Genomic DNA, 19,838 nt, shown 5'->3' on the forward strand with positions numbered 1-19,838 from the left:
CGCCAGCCGGCCACGCGCCGGCGCCATCCATGATGGCGCCCTTGTGTGACAGGCCGAGGTCAGGCCACGCGGCCATCAGGAAACGAAGTCCACCGCCGCCGGATAGCCCTCCAGCGCGCGCGCCGACAGGATGGCGCGCTGCACCGCGATCGCCATCGCCTCGGCCGCCATCACGCCCAGCAGCATGACGTTGCCTGGCTTGCCGGACGTGCCCGTGCCCAGCGCAAAGATGGTGTCGCCATCCAGCATGGTGTGGATGGGATTGATGGTGCGTGCCAGGCCATCGTGCGCCATGCCGGCGATCTTCTGCGCCTGCGCCTTGGTGAGCTTGGCGTCGGTGGCGACCAGTCCTATGGTGGTGGCGGTGCCCGGGCGCATGGACTTGGGCAGATCGCCCGCCAGGATCGCCGCGCGGGTATCCAGCAACATCTTGCCGTCGGCAGTGCGCGCGCCAGCCAGGACGCGCCCGGTGGCCGGGTCCACCACGTCGCCCACCGCATTGACCGCGACGATGGCGCCCACCGTCACGCCCGCCACGGTCAGCGAGGCGCTGCCGATGCCGCCCTTCATGGCGCGCTTGGGACCGTACAGCTTGCCCACCGTCGCGCCCGCCCCCGCGCCCACGTTGCCTTCCTGTGGCGCGGCGTCCGTGGCCGACTTGCAGGCCTGGTAGCCCGCGGCCGCGTCAGGCCGGATCGAGGCGTCGCCCACGCCCAGGTCGAACAGGATGGCCGAAGGCACGATGGGCACGTGCGCCACGCCCACGTCGAAGCCGATCTTCTTTTCCTCCAGATAGCGCATGACGCCCGAGGCCGCATCCAGGCCGAAGGCGCTGCCGCCGGACAGCACCACGGCATGCACTTTCTCCACCATGTTGACGGGATTGAGCAGGTCGGTCTCGCGCGTGCCCGGCGCCGCGCCGCGCACGTCGACCCCGGCGGTCGCGCCGGCCTCGGCGACGATGACCGTACAGCCCGTGGGCCGGCGCGTATCGGTGTAGTGCCCCACCCGCAAGCCCGCCACCTGCGTGATGCTGCCGCTGCCCGGCATCAGCCGCGTACCGTCCGCGGCCTGGGCAGGCATTGCACTTGCTGCTGCCGCGCCGGCGGCCGCCATCATGAAAGCCCGCCTGTTCCATTGCTGTTCCACACCGATCTCCACTGAAGTCCTGCCTGGATGGACCCCGGCGGCAAGCGCCGGAGCAAGGGTATCGCCATATGACTTGCCGCTATATTTTTACTATTCCTTATGCTTTGTGGAAAAATAGACGCGTTGTTAGAGTGCGGCTACGCCGGAGGGCATTGCAGGCACGGATGCTCTCCACCCGAGATATCTGCCATCCGTGGAGCACCGCCATGAAACTCTTCCGTACGCTGTTCGTCGCCGGCCTCGTCCAGGTCGCCGCGTTGTCCGCGGCCCATGCCCAATCCGGACTGGACCAGATCAAATCCGCCGGCGTGTTCAAGATCGGCACCGAAGGCACCTACGCCCCCTTCACTTTCCATGACGCATCCGGCCAGCTTACCGGGTTTGACGTGGACATCGGCCGCGCCATCGCCGAACGCCTGGGCGTCAAGGCGCAATTCGTCGAAGGCAAATGGGACGGCCTGATCGCCGGCCTGGACGCCAAGCGCTACGACGCGGTGATCAACCAGGTCGGCATCACCGACGCGCGCCGCGCCAAGTACGACTTCTCGGATCCCTACATCTCGTCGGCCGCCGTGCTGATCGTGCGCGACGACAACACCAGCATCAAATCCTTCGACGACCTGAAGGGCAAGAAATCCGCCAACACGCTGACCAGCAACTTCGGCAAGCTGGCGCAACAGCATGGCGCGGAAGTCATTGCTGTGCAGGGCTTCAACGAAGCCATCGACCTGCTGACCTCGGGCCGCGTCGAAGCCACGGTGAACGACAACCTGTCGTTCCTGGACTTCAAGAAGCAGAAGCCCAATGCCAAGGTGAAGATTGCCGCCACCGACAAGACCGCCGAGTTCAGCAATTCGGGCGTGCTGATCCGCAAGGGCAACCCCGAGCTGCAGGCCGCCATCAACAAGGCGCTGGCCGACATCAAGGCGGACGGCACCTACAAGACCATCTCGGTCAAGTATTTCGGCACGGACCTGTCGGCGCAATAAGCGAGCGGAGCGCACATGACGCTACCCCCCTGGCTGCAATCCGTCCTGCCCGACTGGCTGCTGGCGCAACTTGGCAATTGGGCGGTGCCGGCCTGGGTGCAGCTGATGCTGGACTCGTTCTGGCCGCTGCTGCACGCGGGGCTGGTGTTCACGGTTCCGCTGACGCTGATGTCGTTCGCGCTGGGCCTGGCGCTGGCCTTCGTGGTCGCGCTGATCAGGCTGTTCGGTCCGGCGCCGCTGGTGGCCGTGGTGCGTTTCTACGTCTGGCTGATCCGGGGCACGCCGCTGCTGGTGCAGCTGTTCGTGATCTTCTACGGCCTGCCCAGCGTCGGCATCGTGCTGGATCCGCTGCCGGCCGCGCTCATCGGCTTCACTCTCAACGTGGGCGCGTACAACTCGGAAGTGATCCGCGGCGCCATCGAGTCCATCACCAAGGGCCAGTGGGAAGCGGCGTACTCGCTGAGCATGACGCGGGCGCAGGCGCTGCGCCGGACCATCCTGCCGCAAGCGGCGCGGGTGGCGGTGCCGCCCCTGTCCAATTCCTTCATCGCGCTGGTCAAGGACACCTCGCTGGCGGCGGTGCTGACGGTGCCCGAGATCTTCCAGGCGGCGCAACGCATTGCCGCCGTGACCTATGAACCGCTGATCCTGTACACCGAGGCGGCGCTGATCTACCTGGTGTTCAGTTCCGTCCTGTCCGCCGCGCAGGTGCGCCTGGAACGGCGCTTCGGCCAGCACGCGGTCTTTACCGAGAAAAACCGATGATCCGCCTGGAAAAGATAGAAAAGGCGTTCGGCGGCAATCCCGTGCTCAAGCAGGTGGACGTGAGCATCGCCGAAGGCAGCGTCACCGCCCTGATCGGCCCGTCCGGCAGCGGCAAGAGCACCTTGCTGCGCTGCGTGAACCTGCTGGAAGTGCCGGACCGCGGCACGCTGGAGATCGGCCCGGAAACGGTGCATTTCGAACCCGGCCACAAGCTCTCGCGCGATCAGGTCCAGCGCGTGCGCAAGCAGACCGGCATGGTGTTCCAGAACTTCCAGCTGTTCCCGCATCAGACCGTGATCGGCAATGTCATGGAAGGCCTGCTGACCGTGCAGAAGTGGCCGCAGGACCGCGCGCGCGCCCGCGCCGAGGAACTGCTGCGCAAGGTCGGCATGCTGGAAAAGCGCGACGCCTGGCCCGCCAACCTGTCGGGCGGACAGCAGCAGCGCGTGGCCATCGCCCGCGCGCTGGCGCCCGCGCCGCGCGTGCTGCTGTGCGACGAACCGACCTCGGCGCTGGATCCGGGCCTGGCCGCTGAAGTGGTGGACGTGCTGCGCCAGCTCGCCGCCGAAGGCATGACCATGCTGATGGCCACCCACGACCTGCGGCTGGCGGCCAGCGTGTCGCGCGAGGTGGTATTCCTGCTGGACGGCACGGTGGTCGAATCCGGCGATTCGCGCACGCTGTTCAGCCAGCCGGCCGACCCGCGCACGGCGGCGTTCATCTCGACGTTGACGCAGGAAGCCGCGCTGTAGATCAGCCTACTTCGGCGGCAGGGACCCCGCCGGATCGACCGCCTGGCCGTCATAGCGCAGCTCGAAATACAGCCCGACCTGCTTGCTGTCGCTATTGCCCATTTCAGCGATCTTCTGCCCCTGGCTGACGCGCTGCCCTTCCTTGACCAGCAGCTTGCTGTTGTGGGCGTAGATGCTCAGGAAGCTGGCGTTGTGCTTGACGATGACCAGGTGGCCATAGCCGCGCAGGCCGCTGCCGGAATAGGCCACTGTGCCCGGTGCCGCGGCCACCACCGGCGTGCCGGAGGAATTGCTGATGACGATGCCGTTGGAACCCGATCCGTCGTAGCCGCGCGTGACCTTGCCCTGGGCGGGCCAGACCAGCGAGATTGCGCCCGGCGGCGCGGTGCGGCGCTTGGCGGTCGAGGTCGACGACTTGGGCGAAGGCGCAGGCTTGCCGCGCGCCTTGCTGGGCGCGGTGGACGTGCTGGCCTGCCCGGCCGGCGGCTCGACCCGCAGCAATTGTCCGACTTCGATGGAATTGGAATTCGACAGCTTGTTCCAGCGCACCAGATTGCTCACGCTGGTGCCCTGCTTGCGCGCGATCTGGGTCAGCGTGTCGCCCGATTGCACGCGGTAGTAGCCGGGCTGGACCTTGGTGGTGCCGCAGGCGGACAGCAGGGCCAGCAGCGCCACGGCCAGCACGCACATCCACAGGCGGAAGGACGGCCTGCCCTGGCGGACGACGGCGGGCAACGTGGGAAGAGGCAGGGTCTGGGCGGACGAGGAAAGCACTGAAACCTGGGGCACTGAGTGGGATGTCGGGGATTTGAGTGCGTTCAAGGGTACCAAGATTTTGGCGCGCCATGGGCGCTGGCGTCAGATGCTTGCGCCCGTCGCGCGGGATAGAATGCCGCCATGACCCGCCTGATCCGCCTCCAGCACCTCGGCAGCGCCGCACGCGCGCGGGGCGTGCTGTGGCTGGCGCTTCTGGCCCTGGCGCTGCGCGCGCTGGTGCCGGCGGGCTACATGCCCGACGCCCGGGCGCTGCACGACGGCCGGCTTGAAGTCACGTTCTGCTCGGCCGCCGGCGATGTCTCGACGCTGGCGCTGGCGTTGTCGCCCGAAGACAAGGGCAAGGCCGGCCACGACACCGCCGATGCCGGTGCGCTCTGCCCCTTCGGCCTGCTGGCGCACGTGGCGCCCGCACCTGCCCCCGCGCTCACTCCCCTGCTGCTGGCCGCTGGCCGGCACGCACTGCCCGCGCCCGCCAGCGCCACCCCGCCCGCGCCCGCCGCCGCGGGTCCGCCGCTGGGTTCGCGCGCCCCGCCACGCCTCGTCTGACTCCGCCACAACGCGCGGCTCCGCCGCGCCCCTGGACGAACCGTCAAGCGACGAGGTTTTCATGCATTCCCCCCTTCTGCGCGCGCCCGCCGGCGCGGCGCGCTCCCATGCGCCCGATCCGCGGCGCCGCCTGCTGCTGTCCTCTTTCGCCCTGCTGGCCCTGGCAGGCTGCGGCCCCGATGCGCCCAAGCTGCACGGCATGGATCTTTCCGGCATGCCGTCCGGCGACTTCCAGCTGCAGGACACCGAGGGCCGCGAACGCAAGCTGGCCGACTACGCCGGCCAGCCGATCATGCTGTTCTTCGGCTTCACGCAATGCCCGGACATCTGCCCCACGGCGCTCACCCGCGCCGTCGAGATCAAGAGCCTGCTGGGCGCGGACGCCAAGAAGCTGCGCGTCCTTTTCATCACCGTCGATCCTGAGCGAGACACGCCGGAAATCCTGCGCGCCTATACCCAGGCCTTCGACCCGGACTTCGTCGGCCTGCGCGGCGATGCCGAACAGACGCGCGCCGCCGCACAGTCATTCAAGGTCTTCTACCAGAAGGTCGCCACCGGTTCGTCCTACACCATGGACCACACCGCGCTGACCTACGTCATCGACGCCAGCGGCAAGCTGCGCATCGCCCTGCGCCATCAGCAAAGCGCGCAGGAGTGCGTGGACGACCTGCGCACCGTGCTCTGACCTGAATCCATATATAGAGAGGCAACCCTCATGAAAAACACCGCGATCAAATCCCTGGCGGCCGCCGCCTTGGCCTTCTGCGCCCTGGCCGGCGCCAGCCCCGCCGCATTGGCCCAGGACGCCGCCCTGAAGGTGGACGACGCCTGGGTGCGCTCCACCGTGCCCAGCCAGCACGCCACCGGCGTCTTCATGCGCCTGACCTCCGTCTCCGGCGGCCGCCTGGTCGGCGTGGAATCGCAGGCGGCCAAACACGTGGAAATCCATGAAATGGCGATGCAGGACAACGTCATGAAGATGCGCCAGGTACCGGGCATCGCCCTGCCCGCGGGCCAGGCCGTGGAGCTCAAGCCCGGTGGCTATCACGTGATGCTGATCGACCTGGCCGGCCAGATCTCGCCCGGCGAGCACGTCGCCCTGACGCTCATCGTCGAGGATGCCGACAAACGCCAGCGGCGCGTGCCGGTGGACGCGGTGGCGCGTCCGCTGAACGCGGCAGCCGCCCCGGCCGCCGGCCACGGCCACTGAGCCCGCGGCGTCCCCATGAAAGTGGCTTGACAGCTGTGCTGCACGCCTGAAACAGCTTCCTTGCAACAAGGCCGTCCTGCGTGCAACGCCGCGCCGCGCGCCGGGTCGAATTGGAAAAGGCCCGGCGCGCGCCATCGCGGCGCGCCGGGCCAGGCTTTCCCGCATCCAGGAATCGCCCGCGGACAGCATCGCGGGCGTAGGCGCGGCCCGCAACGGCCGCAAGCTTTGATTGCCAGGAGCGTTTCATGAAGACCCTCAGCAAGACCTTATTGCTATGCGCCGGCATTGCAGCCGCCGGGGCCGTCCAGGCCCAGACCACGCAGTACACCCACGACCTCTATGGCGACTGGCGCGTCACCTATGCCGCCCCCGCCGCCAAGACGGCGGACCAGGTCAGCGCCGAACTGGCCCAGGCCAAGGCCAACGGCCAGTACACGTTCGGCGACGAGGACTATCCACCCCCCGTCATGTCGCACCAGTCTGAAACCCGCGCCCAGGTTGAACAGGAGTTGCAGCAGGCGCAGGTCCAGGGGCAGATGGCATCCGACCAGGAAGACTACCCTCCTCCCGCGATGGCCCACAGCGGCACCTCTGACATCCATTAATACAGAGGCTGCAACCGCGGCGGATCCGGGCGTCGCGCCCAAATATCAGGGACACACCAATTCCCCGCCGACCGGCGGCGGCGCCTGATTCGCCATACAATGCCTGCACATCCACCGCCGGCCAGCCTGAAGGCGCGGCGGGGCAGCCGGCCTCCCAGCGCCGCGCCCCGGATGCCAGCGTTCCGCGCAGCCGGGCGCGTACCCGCCGGCAGCCTGCCGGCACCTCTGTGTCTGGATATGCCCGGTAGTTCCGCCTTTTCATTCCTGCGTACCCTCTGCAGCCTGCGCTGGCTCGCCATCGCGGGCCAGGCCGCCACCATCCTGCTGGCCAGCAGCGTCCTGGGCCTGGCCCTGCCGCTGGAGCCGCTGTGGATCGGCGTAGGCGCCCTGATCGGCTTCAACGTCTACGCCAGCCTGCGCCTGCGCCACCGCCGCGACCTGTCCCACGCCACCGCCTTCGGCCACCTGTTCGTGGACATGGCGGTGCTGGCCTGGATGGTGGGCTGGAGCGGCGGCATCAGCAATCCCTTCGGCATGATGTTCCTGATCCTGACCGCGCTGGCGGCCCTGGCGCTGCCGCGCAACTGGGCGCTGGCCGCGGCCGTGGCAGGCATCTCGGGCTACGTGGCGGCCGCGATCTTCGGCCAGCCCCTGCGCGGCGACGTCGATACCCATACCCTGCTGCTGTGGGGCATGGGCGCCAACTTCCTGATTTCGGTGGTGGTGGTGCTGGTGTTTTCGACCCGCCTGGCCTCGGACCTGCGCGACCGCGAGCGCGAATTGGCACGGTTGCGCGAACGCTTCACCCGCAACGAAGGCATCGTCGCCCTGGCCACCCACGCGGCGGCCATGGCGCATGAACTGAACACCCCGCTGGCGACCATGACCCTGCTGGCCGACGAGATCGCCGCCGAGGTCAAGGACGAAGACCTGCGCGCCGACGTTTCCACGCTCAGCCAACTGTTGGCCCTGTGCCGGGAACGTATCCGCAATCTGGCGGTCCCAACCGCGGTGGACCTGGTCCGCGTGGTGGGGCAATGGCGTCTGATCCGGCCGACCATCGATCTGCAGCGCTCGGGCACCCTGCCCGGTAGCCTGCGGGTCGATCCGGCCATCGCCCACTTGCTGCAGGCCCTGCTGAACAACGCGGCGGACGCCGGCGAAGCCGCCGATGTCCCGCGCGTGGACCTGCATCTGGAATACGGTTATGGCGCCCTGCGCGGCGAAGTCAGGGACTACGGACGGGGTTTCGATCCCGACCAGACCCTGCTGCCGGCGACCAGCCTGTTCAACAGCGGCAAGCCGGGAGGGCTGGGCGTGGGCCTGGCGCTGTCGCACGCCACGGTGGAACAGATGGGCGGCGAAATGACCATGACCGCCGCCGAAGACGGCGGCACGCGTATCCGCTTTTACCTCCCGCTGGGGAGTACCGGGACTTGAGTGCAATGAACCCAACCGATCTTGGCCTGCTGATCGACGACGACGAGCTGTATGTGCGCACCTTGCAGCGCAGCCTGTCGCGTCGCGGCCTGGAAACCCGAACCGCCACCGGCATCGCCGAGGCGCTGCGCGTGGCCGAGGAAATCCGCCCCGCCTTCGCCCTGGTGGACCTGCGCCTGGGCGAAGACTCCGGCCTGACCCTGATCCGCCCGCTGCGCGCCCTGCGCGCGGACATGCGGATCCTGCTGGTCACCGGCTACGCCAGCGTGGCCACCGCGGTCGAGGCCATCAAGCGCGGCGCGGACGACTACCTGCCCAAGCCCGCCACCGCGCCAATGATCCTGCGCACCCTCGGCCTGGTGAAGCCGGAAAACGTTACGATCGAAACCACCATGACGCCGTTGCACCGCCTGGAATGGGAGCACATCCACCAGGCCCTGCACGAAACCGGCGGCAACGTTTCGGCGGCGGCGCGCCTGTTGGGCATGCACCGGCGCTCCCTGCAGCGTAAACTGGCCAAAAAACCGGGGCCGGAACGCGAAGTCCTCATCGACTGATTTGTGCAGATGCGACAAATCGTCGCATACCCTGCATGTGCGGGTGCGACATATCGTCGCACCCTGGAACCTTGCAGCAAGCCCCTGCCCCCCTAGGAAAACCCTGTATCTGCTCCCCTTGGGGCGGAATCCTCCCAGGCAATGCGACCATTCGTCGCATGCTTGACCCATATCAAGCCGATAGGATGGACGTTGCTGCCTAGCAGCATTCCAGTCTGCTGCTATGCAGCATTTTCCACCTTCCATCCAAGGCTGTACGTGAAACACCCCCTCCTTGCGACCCTTACGCGCATTCTCAGCGTCGGCGCGGTCATGCTGCTTGGCGGCTGCAACATGGAAATCCTCTCCCCCAAGGGAGATATTGGCATCCAGGAAAGGACTTTGCTGTTCACGACGACCGGGCTCATGCTCATCGTCGTGATTCCGGTCATCGTCATGATCCTGGTTTTTGCCTGGAAATACCGCGCATCCAACACCAAAGCTGACTACCAGCCCAAGTGGGCCCACTCCACGGCGATTGAAATCGTGGTCTGGACCGTCCCTTGTATCATCGTGGCCATCCTGGCCGTGATCACCTGGCGCTCGACGCACGCGCTGGATCCCTACAAGCCGCTCGTGTCCGAACACAAGCCGGTGACCATCGAGGTGGTTTCGCTGGATTGGAAGTGGCTGTTCATCTACCCCGAGTACGACATCGCCACGGTCAACGAGATCGCCTTCCCGGTCGATGTTCCGGTCAATTTCCGGATCACCTCGGCCACGGTCATGAACTCGTTCTTCATCCCCCAGCTGGGCAGCCAGATCTACTCGATGGCCGGCATGGAGACCAAGCTGCACCTGAACGCGCGCGAAGCCGGCACCTACGCCGGCATCTCGGCCAACTACAGCGGCGCCGGCTTCTCCGGCATGCGCTTCAAGGCCATCGCGATGTCCCAGGACGGGTTCGACAACTGGGTCAAGGAAGCCAAGGCTGCCCCGACCGCGCTGACCCCCGAGGTCTATGCAGAGCTGACCAAGCGCAGCGAGCACAACCCGGTCGTCAAGTACTCCTCGGCGCCCCCCGCCATGTTTGATTTCATTCTTGGCAGCACCATGACCAAGATGGCCGGCGTGGACTCCGCCACGTGCACCCCCACGTCGAACAATCTGATCGCAGGAATTAACTAACAATGCTCGGGAAACTCACCCTCGAGGCCATTCCGTACCATGAACCCATCGTCATGGTTACGCTGGCCGCCGTGTGCCTGGGAGGCCTAGCGGTCTTCGGCGCCATCACCTACTTCCAGAAGTGGAAGTACCTCTGGACGGAATGGCTGACCACCGTCGACCACAAGCGCATTGGCGTGATGTACATCATCGTCGCCCTGATCATGCTGCTGCGCGGCTTCGCCGACGCCATCATGATGCGTACCCAGCTGGCGGTCGCATCCGCCGACTCGGCCGGCTTCCTGCCACCGCATCACTACGACCAGATCTTCACCGCCCACGGCGTCATCATGATTTTCTTCATGGCGATGCCCTTCATCACCGGGCTGATGAACCTCGTGGTGCCGCTGCAGATCGGCGCCCGCGACGTGGCGTACCCGTTCCTGAACTCGCTGAGCTTCTGGCTGTTCGGCGCCGGCGTCGCGCTGATGATGATCTCGCTGTTCGTGGGTGAATTCGCCGCGACCGGCTGGCTCGCCTATCCGCCGCTCTCCGGACTGGACTACAGCCCGAGCGTGGGGGTGGACTACTACATCTGGGCACTGCAGATATCCGGGCTGGGCACCACGCTTAGCGGCATCAACTTCATCGTGACCATCCTGCGCATGCGCGCGCCGGGCATGAGCCTGATGAAGATGCCGATCTTCACCTGGACCTCGCTGGTCACCAACGTCCTGATCGTCGCCGCCTTCCCCGTGCTGGCTGCAACGCTCGCGCTGCTGACGATGGACCGCTACCTGGGCACGCACTTCTTCACGAACGACATGGGCGGCAACGTCATGATGTACGTGAACCTGATCTGGATCTGGGGCCACCCCGAGGTCTACATCCTGGTGCTGCCGGCGTTTGGCGTGTATTCGGAAATCGTCGCCACCTTCGCCCGCAAGACCCTGTTCGGCTATAAGTCCATGGTCTACGCCACGGCCGCCATTGGCGTGCTGTCGTTCCTGGTCTGGCTGCACCACTTCTTCACCATGGGCGCGGGAGCCAACGTCAATGCCTTCTTCGGCATAGCGACAATGATCATCTCGATCCCGACGGGCGCGAAGATCTTCAACTGGCTGTTCACCATCTACCGCGGCCGCCTGCGCATCACCACGCCGGTGCTGTGGACGCTGGGCTTCATGATCGTGTTCGTCATCGGCGGCATGACCGGCGTGATGCTGGCCATCCCCGGCGTGTCCTTCGTGCTGCACAACAGCCTGTTCCTGATCGCCCACTTCCACAACACCATCATCGGTGGCGTGGTGTTCGGCTGCATCGCCGGCATGACCTACTGGTTCCCCAAGGCCTTCGGCTTCAAGCTGAATGAGCGCCTGGGCCGCTACTCGTTCTACTGCTGGTTCGTCGGCTTCTTCCTGGCCTTCATGCCCCTGTACATCCTGGGCTTCAAGGGCATGACGCGTCGCCTGAACCACTACGACAACCCCGAATGGCAGCCGTACCTGCTGGTCGCCCTGGCTGGCGCCGCGCTGATCATGCTGGGCATCTGGTTCCTGCTGCAGCAAGTGTTCGTCTCGATCCGCCAGCGCAAGCAGAACCAGGACATCACGGGCGACCCCTGGGATGGCCGCACGCTGGAATGGGCCATCTCTTCGCCCGCTCCTTTCTACAACTTCGCCCACGTGCCGCACGTTGACTCGCTGGACCAGTTCTGGGAAGACAAGCAGAACGGCAAGGCCTACAAGCGCCCGGCCAAGTACGAAGACATCCACATGCCGAAGAACACCGCCGCCGGCGTATTCATCGGCGCCTTTGGCCTGGTCATGTGCTTCGCGCTGATCTGGCACATCTGGTGGCTGTCCATCGTCGGTTTCGTCGGCATGATCGGTTCGTTCATCGTCCGCGCCTATGACCGCGACGTCGACTACTGGGTCCCGGCCGCGGAAGTCGAACGCATCGAAAACGCTCACTTTGACAAAATGCAGAAGGCCGCCTGAGCCATGATTCAAGCCGTAGCCACTCACCCCCACGCGGGTCACGACGATCACGCGCATCATGACGATGGATCCAAGACCGTATTCGGTTTCTGGGTCTATCTGATGAGCGACTTGCTGATCTTCTCGGTGCTGTTCGCCACGTTCGCGGTGTTGTTCAACGCCACCGCGGGCGGCCCGACGGGCAAGGAACTGTTCGATCTGAAGTTCGTGCTGGTCGAAACGCTGTTGCTGCTGTTCTCCAGCTTCACTTTCGGCATGGCCAACCTGAACGTGCACGCCAACAACAAGAGCCGCGCAATGGGCTGGTTGATGGTGACGTTCCTGTTCGGCGCGGGCTTCATCGCGATGGAAGTCTATGAATTCCATCACCTGATCTCGATCGGCGCCGGCCCGGGCCGCAGCGCGTACCTGTCGGCGTTCTTCACGCTGATCGGCACGCACGGCCTGCACGTCACCTTCGGCCTGATCTGGATCATCGTCCTGCTGGACATGATCCGCCGCCATGGCCTGGACTCGATCAACAAGCGTCGTCTGGCGTGCCTGAGCCTGTTCTGGCACTTCCTGGACATCGTCTGGATCTGCGTCTTCACCTTCGTCTATCTCATGGGAGCCATCTGATGTCGCACTCCGCTGCGGCCGCACACGGCCACGACGATCACGCCGCCGACCACGGCAGCCTGAAGTCCTACATCATCGGTTTCGTGCTTTCGCTGCTTCTCACCTTCGGCTCCTTCGGCCTGGTGATGAACGGCGGACTGTCCCACGCCATCACCATCGCCGGCGTGGTTGCGCTGTGCGTGCTCCAGTTGCTGGTGCAACTGGTGTACTTCCTGCACATGGGCGCATCGAAGTCGGCCCGCGACAACCTGGCCACGTTTGTCTTCACCGTAATGATCATCGCCATCATCGTCGGCGGTTCGGCATGGGTGCTGTACAACATGAACGTCAACATGGGCCACGCCATGTAATGACGGCTTGCCGTTGAAGCAAAGACAGGCGCCTGCGGGCGCCTGTTTTTTTTGTGCGCCGGCCGGTGGGGCCAGCCTTGCGGCCAGGCAAGGATTGCGGAGGCATTTCGTTATATATTCAACACCATAACGATTTAATTAACAGTTTAATTACTGCTCCTGGCCCAACCATGCACGTCGTTTCCATCGCCACCGCAGCCCCCTCGGCCGACAGCGCCGGTCCCACTTTGCGGTTCGCCGGCGCGCTGCTGCGCCATGCGCCGCCCGGTCATCCCGACGCGGGATTCTTCGCCACGGTCATCGGCAAGAGCCTGGCCTGCGGGGACCTGGGACGCTGCGGCCTGTCATCCCGGGAACTGGAAGGCCTGATCGCGCGCCTCTTTCCAGGCGCGCTGACGGGCCATGACCCCGCGCTCGCCGCCTTGCGCGAGCAAGCCGCCATCTACCCGGCCCGCGCCATGGATGCGGCTCAAACCGAATTCACGCGTCTGCTGCGCGCGCTGCTGGACACCTGGGCCGCTCCCGGCGCGGGGACCACGCCCTGGGTCAGCAGCGTGCTGACCCAGGCCTGTCTGCGGCCCGACCATCTGTGGCGGGACCTGGGTTTGTCCGGCCGCGAGGACGTGACTTTCCTGCTGGCGCGCCACTATCCGGGACTGGTGGTGCGCAATGTGCGCAACCTGCGCTGGAAGCAGTTCCTGGCCTATTCCGCCTGTGAACAGGCGGGCCTGCCGCCGGCCGCCGCACCGGGCTGTCCGGCCTGCGAGGACCATGGCATCTGCTATCCGGAAATGCCCGACTGAAGTCCGGCTTCAGAACCGGTACGTCGCGCCCAGGCCCGCTCCCAGGCTGCGCCCTGCCGCCGGTTCGTAGTAGCGCCCATTGGTCTCGTTGACGATCACGGAGCCGGCGTAGCGGCGGTCGAACAGGTTGTCCACGCGCCCATAGGCGTTCAGTTCCCAGGGCCCCGCCTTGAACACATAGCCCGCGCTCAATGCGGCCACGAAGTAGGCGGGCGCATCGCCGTCGTTGGCGTCGTTCACGTAGATCTTGCTGAGGAAACGCCCTTCCACCGTGGCCTGCCAGCCCTCGGGCGGCGCCCAGGCCAGCGAGGCGAAGGCGGCCTGGGCTGCGATGCCGGGGATCTTGTTGCCGGCGCGGATGTCGCCGGGTCCGTCATCGGCGTAACGCGCATTCAGCCATGTATAGGCGAACTGCGCACGGCCGTGACGGGCGAATTCGCCGGACCAACCCAGTTCCACGCCGTCGCGCCGCGTGCGGCCGGCGTTCTGGTACGTGGTTCTTCCGCCCGAGCTGCCCGCGGACACGATTTCATCGTCGGTGCCGGTATGGAACACCGCGGCCGTCAGCAGGCCGCCAGCCAGGTTGGCCTTTACGCCCGCTTCCAGGTTGGTGCTGAGCGCGGGCGCCAGCCCGAAATTCAGGCCGGGCTGGCCGCCGGGCCGATACGAGATCTCGTTGAGCGTCGGCGTCTCGAAGCCCCGGCCATATGAAGCGTAGAAGCTCAGGTCGGCGTTCGGCGCATAGCGGATGGCCGCCACCGGCAATGCCTTGCGATAGCGCGCGTCGCCGCTGTCGTCGGCATTGCCCGGCGCGATGTAGTGGTCGCTGGAATCGAAGCTGACGGTGCTATAGCGCAGGCCCGCATCCAGCGTCCAGCGTTGCGACACCTGCCAGGAAGCCTGCAGATAAGGATCGGCGTTGTAGACGGTATTGGTTTCGTCGCGCCGCAGCGCCCCCTGCACGCCCAGTTGGCGGCTGGCGCCCGTGCCGGTGTAGTTCTGGTAGCCCTTGCGGTCTTCGCGCATGGAATCGTAGGCAAAGCCGCCGATCAGGGTCAGCGGCCGGCCGGCCATCGCCAGCGCGGAGGTCCAGCGCAGGTCCGCGCCGCCGTACTGGCGCTTCAGGTCGATGACCCCGCCGGCCTGGGTGGGCGCCATCTGCGCGGCAGGGGGAATCGCCTGGTACTGCGTGGTATCGCGCTGGCCGTAATAGACCATCACCCGCAAGCTATTGCGGCTATCGACCTGGCGCTCGTAGATCGCGCCGCCCTGGGTCTGCCTGACCGTCTTGCGGGTGTCGTACTGCTCGGCCAGCGGCGCCGCGCGCGGGTCGTCCTGGAACTGTTGATAGGTCAGGCCCAGCGGATCCTGCGCCTTGAGGTCCACGCTGTTGGCCACCAGGGTCAGCCGGCTGGCGTCGTCCAGCTGCAGGCCAAGCTTGGCGTTGCCCAGGTTCTTGCGGGCGGCGCTGTGGTCGCGGTAGCCGTCGGTGGTGAAGCGGGTCAGGTCCAGCACGTAGTCCAGTCCGCCGCTGGCGCCATTGGCGCGGGCGCCGTAGCGCCAGGTGCCATAGCTGGCGCCCCAGCCGCTGGCCGTGAGCGACGGCGGCGCCACGCCATCCTCGGTCGACACCTGGATCACGCCGCCCGAGGAATTGCCGTACAGCGCTGAAAACGGCCCCCGCAGCACTTCGACGCTGCCGATGGAGCCTATGTCGATGTTCGAGGTCTGTCCCTGGCCGTCCGGCATGGTGGCCGGAATGCCGTCCACGTACAGCCGCACGCCGCGCACGCCGAAGGTGGAACGCGCGCCAAAGCCGCGGCTGGAGATCTGCAAATCCTGAGCGTAGTTCTGGCGGTTCTGGATCTGCAGGCCGGGCACGCCGGCCAGGCCCTCCGACAGGTTGATGCCCGGCTGCTGCAGGCGCATGGCCGCGCCCTCCACCACATTGACCGAAGCGGGCGTGTCCAGCACCGCGGTGCCCAGGCGCGTGCCGGTCACCACTACCGCAGGCAAGAGCGGCTCAGCCTCCTGGGCCCAGGCAGTTCCGGCCGGAAACGACGCCAGCAGGCCATGCACGGCCCAATGCCCCACGCCCGTACGCCACCATCGCCGCTGCGTCAAACACGCCTCCTGTAGGGGCCGCGGCGGGAATCGGTTCTAATACCCGCCATGGATAACTTGCAAGACATCGAACGCCGCCTGCTGGAGCTGGAGGTCAAGGCCAGCTTCTCGGACGACATGCTGGAACAGCTCAACCAGATCATCGTGCGCCAGCAACAGCTGATAGACCGGCTGATGCGCGAAGTGGCCGACCTGCGACAGCAGGCGCCCGAGGGCGGCGCGCCCTTCCGCAGCCTGCGCGACGAAATACCGCCGCACTACTGACGCTGCGCCTGCGGTACTGGCGGCGCATCCACGCTGCCCTTCTCTCCAAGCCCCCAAACCGCATGGAATCGCCGTATTCCAGGCTTGCGCACGCCTGATAGTCCGTCCCCAGTTCCATCAATGGAAAATATATCCTAAGAAATTCGCTATCTTTCCACTGATGGGAATATCTTTTACCAATATACGGGTTTATCCCTAGTCCGATTCAGCGCACTATTGAGCCATCGGGAAACAGCAACGAACCAGACGGATAGGCCGCCGATTCGCTCCCAAAGCTCTTGAAATCGGAGATTTACCATGAAGACCCTCGCTACCGCTTTGATGATGTCCCTGGCCGCGCTAAGCGCCGGCGCCTACGCCGCCTCGCCCAACATCGAACCCAACAACGTCCCGTTCCAAGGCGTCTACGGCACCCCTTATGAAGGCCCGACCCGCGCCCAGGTGCAGGCTGAACTGGCCGCCGCCAAGGCTGCCGGCCAGATGGCTGAAGTGGAACCGAACAACGTGCCTTTCCAAGGCGTCTACGGCACGCCCCACACCGGCAAGACCCGCGCTGAAGTGCGCGCCGAACTGGCCGCCGCCCGCGCCGCCGGCCAGATGGCCGATGTGGAACCGAACAACGTGCCCTTCCAAGGCGTCTACCACGGCAACTAAGCGCACGCAGATTTACCCCTCCCCTTGTTGTACCTTGGCCGCCAGTGTCTGGCGGCTTTTTTTCGCCTGTGCGGAAAGCGCCGGCCGCGCTTCATGTGGCGGGACGCTCCGGGCTCAAGTGTGGCCCAAGGGTAAAAACCGCGAGTTTCAACGCCCCCCGCAAAGCACTGTTCCATCCGTTCGCGTACTATCGCCCCAAGATCAGGCATAACACTACGACTCAACAGGGAGCCCATCTTGAAACACACCCGCGTTCTCGCCTCTTTGCTGGTGGCTTGCGGCATCGCCGCGCCGGCCTTTGCCGCGCCTCCGGTGATGCTGAACAATGCCATCATCACGCAGATCCCCAAGGCCGATCAGCCCTCCTTCCATGAAGCCGTGGCACAGTCGCTGAACAGCTCGGCCGACGGCCAGCGCACCCAGTGGAGCAGCACGCACCAGCCGCGCAAGGCGCCTCCCATCACGGTGCAGCTAACCCCCACGCAAACCAGCAAGGTCAAGGACGACCGCGTCTGCCGCTTCCTGGTTGGAGATTTCGCCCGCGGCGCCACCACGGAAAAATGGCAGTTCTGGTTCTGCAAGCAGCCGGACGGCACCTGGAAGGCCAGCAGCAACTAAGCGTGCCGGATTCCAGCGCCCGAGCGCATAAAAAACGCGCCGCTCCATCCCGGGATGGAGCGGCGCGTTTTTTCTCGCCTTGTCTGCGCGCCGCAACGGCGCGCAAGCTGGATCAGGCCGAGGCTTCGACGCGGTTGGCGTCCAGCACGGTCATCGCGGTCATGTTGATGATGCGGCGCACGGTGGAGCTGGAGGTCAGGATGTGCACCGGCGCGTTGGCGCCCAGCAGGAACGGACCCACTGCAACGTTGCCGCCTGCGGCGGTCTTCAACAGGTTGTAGGCGATGTTGCCCGAGTCCACGTTCGGGCACACCAACAGGTTGGCCTCGCCCTTGAGCGAAGACGAAGGCAGGATGCGCATGCGCAGCGCTTCGTCCAGCGCGCAGTCGCCGTGCATTTCACCGTCGATCTCGAGTTCCGGCGCGGCCTGGCGCACCAGTTCCAGCGCGCGGCGCATCTTCGCGCCCGAGGCCGAACTGCCCGAACCGAAGTTCGAGCGCGACAGCAGCGCGACCTTGGGCGCCAGGTACATGCGGCGCATCTCGTTGGCGGCGGCGATGGTGAATTCGGCGATTTGCTCGGCCGAAGGTTCATCGTTGACGTGCGTGTCCACCAGCACCACCGTGCGCTCGTTGAGCAGCAGGATGTTCATGGCGGCATACACGTTGTGGCCGGGACGGCGGCCGATGACCTCGTCCACGAAGCGCAGGTGGTCGTGGTACGCGCCCACCGTGCCGCAGACCATGCCGTCGGCGTCGCCCAGGTGCACCATCATCGCGCCGATCAGGGTCAGGCGGCGGCGCATTTCCACACGCGCCATTTCCTTGGTGATGCCGCGACGGCACATCAGTTCCCAGTACGTGGTCCAGTACTGGTGGAAGCGTTCGTCATATTCCGGGTTGGTGACTTCGACGTCCTCGCCCAGGCGCAGGCGCAGGCCGAACTTCTCGATGCGCGACAGCAGGACCGCGGGACGGCCCACCAGGATGGGACGGGCCAGGCCTTCATCGACGATCACCTGCACCGCGCGCAGCACGCGCTCGTCTTCGCCTTCCGTGAACACGATGCGAGACTTGCCGCCTTCGCGCACGATGCGCTTGGCCGCCGAGAACAGCGGCTTCATGAAGGCGCCCGAGTGGTACACGAACTGCTGCAGCTGCTCTTCGTAGGCTTCCAGGTCCGCCAGCGGACGCGTCGCCACGCCGCCTTCCATCGCGGCCTTGGCCACCGCCGGGGCGATGCGCACGATCAGGCGCGGATCGAAGGGCTTGGGGATCAGGTATTCAGGGCCGAACGAAATGTCGTAGGTGCCATAGGCCGCCGCCACGACTTCGTTCTGCTCTTCTTCCGCCAGCTCGGCGATGGCGTACACCGCCGCCTTTTCCATTTCACGGGTGATGGTGGTGGCGCCCACATCCAGCGCGCCGCGGAAAATGTACGGGAAGCACAGCACGTTGTTGACCTGGTTCGGATAGTCCGAACGGCCGGTCGCCATGACCACGTCGTCGCGCACCGACTGTGCCACTTCCGGCAGGATCTCGGGCGTGGGGTTGGCCAGCGCCAGGATCAGCGGACGCGGACCCATGGCCGCGACCATTTCGGGCTTGAGCACGCCGCCCGCCGACAGGCCCAGGAACACGTCGGCGCCCTGGATCACTTCGGCCAGCTTGCGGGCGTCGGTCTTTTGCGCGAAGCGCGCCTTGTCCGGATCCATCAGCACCGTGCGGCCTTCATAGACCACGCCTTCGATGTCGGTGACCCAGACGTTTTCCAGCGGCAGGCCCAGGTCCACCATCAGGTCCAGGCAGGCCAGCGCGGCCGCGCCTGCGCCCGAGGTCACCACCTTGACCTGCTTGATGTCCTTGCCCACGACCTTCAGGCCGTTGATGAAGGCGGCCGAAACGGTGATGGCCGTGCCGTGCTGGTCGTCGTGGAAGACGGGGATCTTCATGCGCTCGCGCAGCTTGCGCTCGACGGTGAAGCACTCCGGGGCCTTGATGTCTTCGAGGTTGATGCCGCCGAAGGTGGCTTCCAGGCCCGCGATGATCTCGACCAGTTTGTCCGGGTCGGTCTCGTTGATTTCGATGTCGTACACGTCCAGGCCGGCGAACTTCTTGAATAGCACCGCCTTGCCTTCCATCACCGGCTTGGAGGCCAGCGCGCCGATGTTGCCCAGGCCCAGCACCGCGGTGCCGTTGGTGATCACGCCCACCAGGTTGCCGCGGCCGGTGTACCGGTACACATTGGCCGGATCGGCCACGATTTCTTCACAGGCCGCCGCCACGCCAGGCGAGTACGCCAGGGCCAGGTCGCGCTGGTTGACCAGCGGCTTGGACGCCACGACGGAGATCTTCCCCGGGGTGGGGAACTCGTGATAGTCCAGTGCTGCCTGGCGATCCGATTGCGTATTCATGGGGCTGAGCCTCCTAGTCTTGATATAGGAAAAATTCTAGGCTCCAATACATAAGCAG

The 19,838-nt window shown here is 65.8% G+C and carries 21 protein-coding genes; 17 read left to right on the forward strand and 4 right to left on the reverse strand.

Annotated elements, in window-relative coordinates; translation table 11 throughout:
- Positions 1–75 precede the first annotated feature (75 nt).
- Positions 76–1,161 carry a P1 family peptidase gene (locus HV793_RS00990; protein WP_217481743.1) on the reverse strand — a complete coding sequence of 362 codons (1,086 nt, stop codon included), beginning with the start codon at positions 1,159–1,161 and terminating at the stop codon, positions 76–78.
- A 194-nt stretch (positions 1,162–1,355) separates the two neighbouring features.
- On the opposite strand from HV793_RS00990, the gene HV793_RS00995 reads away from it, so the two are divergent.
- The 3 genes from HV793_RS00995 to HV793_RS01005 all read left to right on the forward strand — a co-directional run bounded on the left by HV793_RS00995 (position 1,356) and on the right by HV793_RS01005 (position 3,655).
- Positions 1,356–2,138, forward strand: a complete 783-nt coding sequence (locus HV793_RS00995; RefSeq protein WP_013395870.1) for an amino acid ABC transporter substrate-binding protein — start codon at positions 1,356–1,358, stop codon at positions 2,136–2,138.
- Between the two features lie 84 nt (positions 2,139–2,222).
- The gene (locus HV793_RS01000) at positions 2,223–2,903 is read left to right on the forward strand and encodes an ABC transporter permease subunit (RefSeq protein WP_119451785.1); all 681 of its coding nucleotides are present in this window, start codon (positions 2,223–2,225) and stop codon (positions 2,901–2,903) included.
- Complete coding sequence (locus HV793_RS01005) at positions 2,900–3,655, forward strand: amino acid ABC transporter ATP-binding protein (protein WP_054451650.1); 756 nt, start codon at positions 2,900–2,902, stop codon at positions 3,653–3,655. Before HV793_RS01000 ends, HV793_RS01005 begins: the two co-directional genes overlap by 4 nt.
- A 6-nt stretch (positions 3,656–3,661) precedes the next feature.
- On the opposite strand, the gene HV793_RS01010 is transcribed toward HV793_RS01005, so the two are convergent.
- The gene (locus HV793_RS01010; RefSeq protein ID WP_054451651.1) at positions 3,662–4,345 is read right to left on the reverse strand and encodes a murein hydrolase activator EnvC family protein; all 684 of its coding nucleotides are present in this window, start codon (positions 4,343–4,345) and stop codon (positions 3,662–3,664) included.
- Between the two features lie 207 nt (positions 4,346–4,552).
- Between HV793_RS01010 and HV793_RS01015 the strand changes: the two genes are divergently transcribed.
- The 11 genes from HV793_RS01015 to HV793_RS01065 all read left to right on the forward strand — a co-directional run bounded on the left by HV793_RS01015 (position 4,553) and on the right by HV793_RS01065 (position 13,707).
- A complete protein-coding gene (locus HV793_RS01015) occupies positions 4,553–4,978 on the forward strand; it encodes a DUF2946 family protein (RefSeq protein ID WP_175212497.1) in 426 nt (141 codons plus the stop codon).
- A 61-nt stretch (positions 4,979–5,039) separates the two neighbouring features.
- Positions 5,040–5,663, forward strand: a complete 624-nt coding sequence (locus HV793_RS01020) for an SCO family protein (RefSeq protein ID WP_054451653.1) — start codon at positions 5,040–5,042, stop codon at positions 5,661–5,663.
- A 30-nt stretch (positions 5,664–5,693) separates the two neighbouring features.
- Positions 5,694–6,188 (forward strand): copper chaperone PCu(A)C, encoded by a 495-nt coding sequence (locus tag HV793_RS01025; protein ID WP_054451654.1) that lies wholly within the window; start codon positions 5,694–5,696, stop codon positions 6,186–6,188.
- A 245-nt stretch (positions 6,189–6,433) separates the two neighbouring features.
- A complete protein-coding gene (locus HV793_RS01030; RefSeq protein WP_175212498.1) occupies positions 6,434–6,793 on the forward strand; it encodes a DUF4148 domain-containing protein in 360 nt (119 codons plus the stop codon).
- Between the two features lie 237 nt (positions 6,794–7,030).
- The gene (locus tag HV793_RS01035; protein ID WP_054451656.1) at positions 7,031–8,233 is read left to right on the forward strand and encodes an ATP-binding protein; all 1,203 of its coding nucleotides are present in this window, start codon (positions 7,031–7,033) and stop codon (positions 8,231–8,233) included.
- A gap of 5 nt (positions 8,234–8,238) precedes the next feature.
- A complete protein-coding gene (locus HV793_RS01040) occupies positions 8,239–8,790 on the forward strand; it encodes a response regulator transcription factor (protein ID WP_042794894.1) in 552 nt (183 codons plus the stop codon).
- Positions 8,791–9,048: 258 nt separating this feature from the next.
- Complete coding sequence (cyoA, locus tag HV793_RS01045; protein WP_054451657.1) at positions 9,049–9,957, forward strand: ubiquinol oxidase subunit II; 909 nt, start codon at positions 9,049–9,051, stop codon at positions 9,955–9,957.
- 2 nt (positions 9,958–9,959) lie between these two features.
- A complete protein-coding gene (gene cyoB / locus HV793_RS01050) occupies positions 9,960–11,936 on the forward strand; it encodes a cytochrome o ubiquinol oxidase subunit I (protein ID WP_054451658.1) in 1,977 nt (658 codons plus the stop codon).
- A gap of 3 nt (positions 11,937–11,939) precedes the next feature.
- On the forward strand, positions 11,940–12,554 hold the full coding sequence (gene cyoC, locus HV793_RS01055) for a cytochrome o ubiquinol oxidase subunit III (RefSeq protein WP_042794897.1): 615 nt from the start codon (positions 11,940–11,942) through the stop codon (positions 12,552–12,554).
- Positions 12,554–12,904, forward strand: coding sequence for a cytochrome o ubiquinol oxidase subunit IV (gene cyoD, locus HV793_RS01060; RefSeq protein ID WP_054451659.1), 351 nt, complete (start codon positions 12,554–12,556; stop codon positions 12,902–12,904). Before cyoC ends, cyoD begins: the two co-directional genes overlap by 1 nt.
- 170 nt (positions 12,905–13,074) lie before the next feature.
- Complete coding sequence (locus HV793_RS01065) at positions 13,075–13,707, forward strand: nitrogen fixation protein NifQ (RefSeq protein ID WP_175212499.1); 633 nt, start codon at positions 13,075–13,077, stop codon at positions 13,705–13,707.
- A 9-nt stretch (positions 13,708–13,716) separates the two neighbouring features.
- Here HV793_RS01065 and HV793_RS01070 read toward each other — a convergent pair whose 3' ends face one another.
- A complete protein-coding gene (locus HV793_RS01070) occupies positions 13,717–15,801 on the reverse strand; it encodes a TonB-dependent receptor (RefSeq protein WP_175213133.1) in 2,085 nt (694 codons plus the stop codon).
- A gap of 78 nt (positions 15,802–15,879) precedes the next feature.
- Between HV793_RS01070 and HV793_RS01075 the strand changes: the two genes are divergently transcribed.
- The 3 genes from HV793_RS01075 (at position 15,880) to HV793_RS01085 (ending at position 17,367) form a co-directional block, all read left to right on the forward strand.
- Positions 15,880–16,095, forward strand: a complete 216-nt coding sequence (locus HV793_RS01075; protein ID WP_054451662.1) for a SlyX family protein — start codon at positions 15,880–15,882, stop codon at positions 16,093–16,095.
- A 297-nt stretch (positions 16,096–16,392) separates the two neighbouring features.
- Positions 16,393–16,749: a DUF4148 domain-containing protein gene (locus tag HV793_RS01080; RefSeq protein WP_054451663.1), complete on the forward strand. Its 357-nt coding sequence runs from the start codon at positions 16,393–16,395 to the stop codon at positions 16,747–16,749.
- Between the two features lie 237 nt (positions 16,750–16,986).
- Positions 16,987–17,367, forward strand: a complete 381-nt coding sequence (locus HV793_RS01085) for a hypothetical protein (protein WP_054451664.1) — start codon at positions 16,987–16,989, stop codon at positions 17,365–17,367.
- A gap of 112 nt (positions 17,368–17,479) precedes the next feature.
- On the opposite strand, the gene HV793_RS01090 is transcribed toward HV793_RS01085, so the two are convergent.
- Complete coding sequence (locus HV793_RS01090; protein ID WP_175212500.1) at positions 17,480–19,780, reverse strand: NADP-dependent malic enzyme; 2,301 nt, start codon at positions 19,778–19,780, stop codon at positions 17,480–17,482.
- Positions 19,781–19,838: the final 58 nt, after the last annotated feature.

Origin of the sequence: Achromobacter aegrifaciens (assembly GCF_902859965.1) — a bacterium.
Taxonomy (GTDB): Bacteria; Pseudomonadota; Gammaproteobacteria; order Burkholderiales; family Burkholderiaceae_B; genus Achromobacter; species Achromobacter aegrifaciens.

Excerpts from the sequence above, each read along its gene's own strand:
- HV793_RS00995 (WP_013395870.1), top strand. The coding sequence starts at position 1,356 with ATGAAACTCTTCCGTACGCTGTTCGTCGCCGGCCTCGTCCAGGTCGCC.
- HV793_RS01005 (WP_054451650.1), top strand. The coding sequence starts at position 2,900 with ATGATCCGCCTGGAAAAGATAGAAAAGGCGTTCGGCGGCAATCCCGTG.
- HV793_RS01010 (WP_054451651.1), bottom strand. The coding sequence starts at position 4,345 with ATGTGCGTGCTGGCCGTGGCGCTGCTGGCCCTGCTGTCCGCCTGCGGC.
- HV793_RS01015 (WP_175212497.1), top strand. The coding sequence starts at position 4,553 with ATGACCCGCCTGATCCGCCTCCAGCACCTCGGCAGCGCCGCACGCGCG.
- HV793_RS01020 (WP_054451653.1), top strand. The coding sequence starts at position 5,040 with ATGCATTCCCCCCTTCTGCGCGCGCCCGCCGGCGCGGCGCGCTCCCAT.
- HV793_RS01025 (WP_054451654.1), top strand. The coding sequence starts at position 5,694 with ATGAAAAACACCGCGATCAAATCCCTGGCGGCCGCCGCCTTGGCCTTC.
- HV793_RS01030 (WP_175212498.1), top strand. The coding sequence starts at position 6,434 with ATGAAGACCCTCAGCAAGACCTTATTGCTATGCGCCGGCATTGCAGCC.
- HV793_RS01035 (WP_054451656.1), top strand. The coding sequence starts at position 7,031 with ATGCCCGGTAGTTCCGCCTTTTCATTCCTGCGTACCCTCTGCAGCCTG.
- HV793_RS01040 (WP_042794894.1), top strand. The coding sequence starts at position 8,239 with ATGAACCCAACCGATCTTGGCCTGCTGATCGACGACGACGAGCTGTAT.
- cyoB (WP_054451658.1), top strand. The coding sequence starts at position 9,960 with ATGCTCGGGAAACTCACCCTCGAGGCCATTCCGTACCATGAACCCATC.
- cyoC (WP_042794897.1), top strand. The coding sequence starts at position 11,940 with ATGATTCAAGCCGTAGCCACTCACCCCCACGCGGGTCACGACGATCAC.
- cyoD (WP_054451659.1), top strand. The coding sequence starts at position 12,554 with ATGTCGCACTCCGCTGCGGCCGCACACGGCCACGACGATCACGCCGCC.
- HV793_RS01065 (WP_175212499.1), top strand. The coding sequence starts at position 13,075 with ATGCACGTCGTTTCCATCGCCACCGCAGCCCCCTCGGCCGACAGCGCC.
- HV793_RS01075 (WP_054451662.1), top strand. The coding sequence starts at position 15,880 with ATGGATAACTTGCAAGACATCGAACGCCGCCTGCTGGAGCTGGAGGTC.
- HV793_RS01080 (WP_054451663.1), top strand. The coding sequence starts at position 16,393 with ATGAAGACCCTCGCTACCGCTTTGATGATGTCCCTGGCCGCGCTAAGC.
- HV793_RS01090 (WP_175212500.1), bottom strand. The coding sequence starts at position 19,780 with ATGAATACGCAATCGGATCGCCAGGCAGCACTGGACTATCACGAGTTC.